The sequence below is a fragment of the Lysobacter sp. N42 genome, assembly GCF_004344885.1.
In genome coordinates this window covers 1-2,714 of the sequence record NZ_SKFB01000098.1, presented here as the reverse complement: position 1 = coordinate 2,714, position 2,714 = coordinate 1, and the positions used below count along the sequence as shown (strand labels likewise).

2 protein-coding genes are annotated in these 2,714 nt (G+C 73.1%); both read left to right on the top strand.

The features are described 5' to 3' along the window. Positions 1–201: 201 nt before the first annotated feature. On the top strand, positions 202–681 hold the full coding sequence (mreD, locus tag EYQ95_RS26040) for a rod shape-determining protein MreD (RefSeq protein ID WP_132332107.1): 480 nt from the start codon (positions 202–204) through the stop codon (positions 679–681). 13 nt (positions 682–694) lie between these two features. Next, positions 695–2,714 (top strand): penicillin-binding protein 2 (mrdA, locus tag EYQ95_RS26035; protein WP_132332105.1); only part of this gene is annotated, 2,020 nt, incomplete at its 3' end.

Here is a 2,714-nt window from a genome sequence, read left to right as displayed (position 1 = left end):
CGCCGGGGCGACGCGGGCGGATGCGCCGACCGGGCCGGCAGGCCCGGCTGTGCGCGGTGGCAGCGCGCCGGCCACGCGGGGTAGCGCGGCCGCCCCCGCGGCCGGCGGCGGGCCGACGGGCCCGGGCGCCGCCGACACGACCCCGCAGGCGCGCAGGGCCCCGGCGCCCGCGCCCGCTCCACCGGCCGGAGGCACCCGCTGATGCGTGCGTATCCGCGCTGGGTGCTCTACGCCAGCCTGCTGGGCGCGCTGCTGCTCGGCCTGCTGCCCTTGCCGGAGCTGCTGCAGCCGGTGCGCCCGTACTGGCTCGCGCTGGTGCTGGCGTACTGGCTGATCGAGGACCCCGACCGCGTCGGCCTGGGTTTCGCCTTCCTGCTCGGGCTGGTGGCCGACCTCGCCTACGGCAGCCTGCTGGGCGAGCAGGCCCTGCGGCTGGTGATCCTGGCCTTCATCGTGCAGCGCTTCCGCGCGCGCCTGCGCTTTTTCCCGATCTACCAGCAGGCGCTCACGCTGGGGGCGCTGCTGCTCAACGACCGCATCGTCAGCGCCGGCCTGCGCCTGGCGCTGGGCGAGCCGACCCTGCCGGCGAGCTTCTGGATCGCCCCGGTGGTCGGCATGCTGCTGTGGCCGGTGGTCTACGTGCTGCTCGATGCGCTGCGCATCGGGCGGTGGCGGCGCTGACGCGGAGCTGGACATGGAACCGCGCCGCTCGCGAGTGCTGAAGAATCCCCATGCGGAGGCCGCGCAGTTCCGCGCGCGCGCCGGCATCGCCTTCGTCGGCGTGCTGGCGATGCTCGCGGTGCTGGCGCTGTGGTACTTCCGCCTGCAGGTGATCCAGCACGACGAGTTCGCCACGCGCTCGGAAGAGAACCGCATCAAGCTCAAGCCGGTGGTGCCGGGGCGCGGGCTCATCCTCGATCGCAAGGGGCGCGTGCTGGCCGACAACGTCCCCGCCTACCGGCTCGACGTGACGCCGAGCGAGGCGGGCGATCCGGAGAAGTGGCTGCCCGAGCTCTCGCGCATCGTGCAGCTCGAGCCCGAGGACGTCGAACGCTTCCACGACGCGCGCCGGGCTTCGCGCGGCTTCAAGCCGGTCACCCTGAAGCTGCGCGTGACCGAGGAGGAGGCCGCGCGCTTCGCGGTCGACCGCTGGCGGTTTCCGGGCATCGAGCTGGTCTCCTACCTCAACCGCCGCTACCCCTACGGCGAGCTGACCGCGCACGTGGTCGGCTACGTCGGCCGCATCGACGAGGCCGACAGGAAGAAGATGGGCGAGGGCTTCGAAGCGCTCACCCACGTCGGCAAGACCGGGCTGGAACGCGCGTACGAGGAACTGCTGCGCGGCGACGTCGGCTACGAGAAGGTGGAGACGAACGTCGACGGCCGTGCGCTCGGCATCGTGGGCCGCGTGCCTGCCCGGCCCGGCACGGACCTGCGGCTTTCCATCGACATCGACCTGCAGCAGGCCATGGTGACGGCCTTCGGCGACAGGGACGGCGCGGGCATCGCGATCGACCCGCGCACCGGCGAGGTGCTGGCGATGGTGAGCCTGCCGAGCTTCGACGCGAACCTGTTCGTCAACGGCATCTCGTCCAAGCACTACAAGGCGCTGACGAAGAATCCCTCGCGCCCGCTGTTCAACCGCCCGGTGCTCGGCGGCGGGCCGCCGGGCTCGACCATCAAGCCGCTGGTGGCGCTGGCGGGCGTGGACAGCGGCCTGCGCACGCCGGAGTCGGCGGTGTTCTCCACCGGCGAATTCCACATCCCGGGCCAGCGCCGCGGCTACCGCGACGCGCATGGCGGCGCGGGTTGGACCGATCTGCGCAAGTCGATCTCCGAGTCGGTCAACTACTACTACTACAAGCTCGCCTACGAGATGGGCATCGACCGCTTCGCCGAGTACATGCGGCGCTACGGTTTCGGCGCGAAGACCGGCATCGACCTGCTGGGCGAGAACGCCGGCGTCGTGCCCTCGCCGCAGTGGAAGGCCGAGCGCAGCAAGGAGCCGTGGTACGCCGGCGAGACGGTGATCGCCGGCATCGGGCAGGGCTACTGGATCGCCACCGTGCTGCAGCTCGCGCGCGGCACCGCGGCGATCGCCAACGGCGGCGAGCTGCATCCGCTGCGCCTGGTCGCCGCGCGGCGCGACGGCTACAACGCGCGCTGGATGCCGATGCCGCATGCGCGCGGCCCGCGCATCACCGACAACGCGCAGCACCTGCGCGCGGTGCAGGAGGGCATGATCGCCACCATCCACGGCGGCGGCACGGCGACCATGATGGCGCGCGGCGCGCCCTACATCATGGCGGGCAAGACGGGCACGGCGCAGAAGGTCAGCCGCAAGGGCAGCCGCTCGATGGATCCGCGTTCGCTGCCCTACCACCTGCGCCACCAGGCGCTGTTCGTGGGCTATGCGCCGGCCGACGACCCGCGCATCGCGATCGCGGTGTCCGTGGAGCACGGCGGCTACGGCGGCAGCACGGCCGCGCCCATCGCCCGCAAGGTCTTCGACGCCTGGCTGCTGGGCCGGATGCCCGAGCCCGAGGAAGGGGCGATGCGCTCGCCGCAGGGCGGGGCCTCGCTGGAATGGCCGCTGCCGGGGATGGACGAGGAGGGCAAGCCGCTGCCGACGGCCGTGCCCGCGGTGGGGACGCCACCGCGCGCCGCAGCTGCCGCGGCGCCTGCGACGCCACGCGCCGGTGCGGCCGCACCGG

Coding starts and splice junctions, on each gene's coding strand:
- mreD (WP_132332107.1), top strand. CDS start 202: ATGCGTGCGTATCCGCGCTGGGTGCTCTACGCCAGCCTGCTGGGCGCG.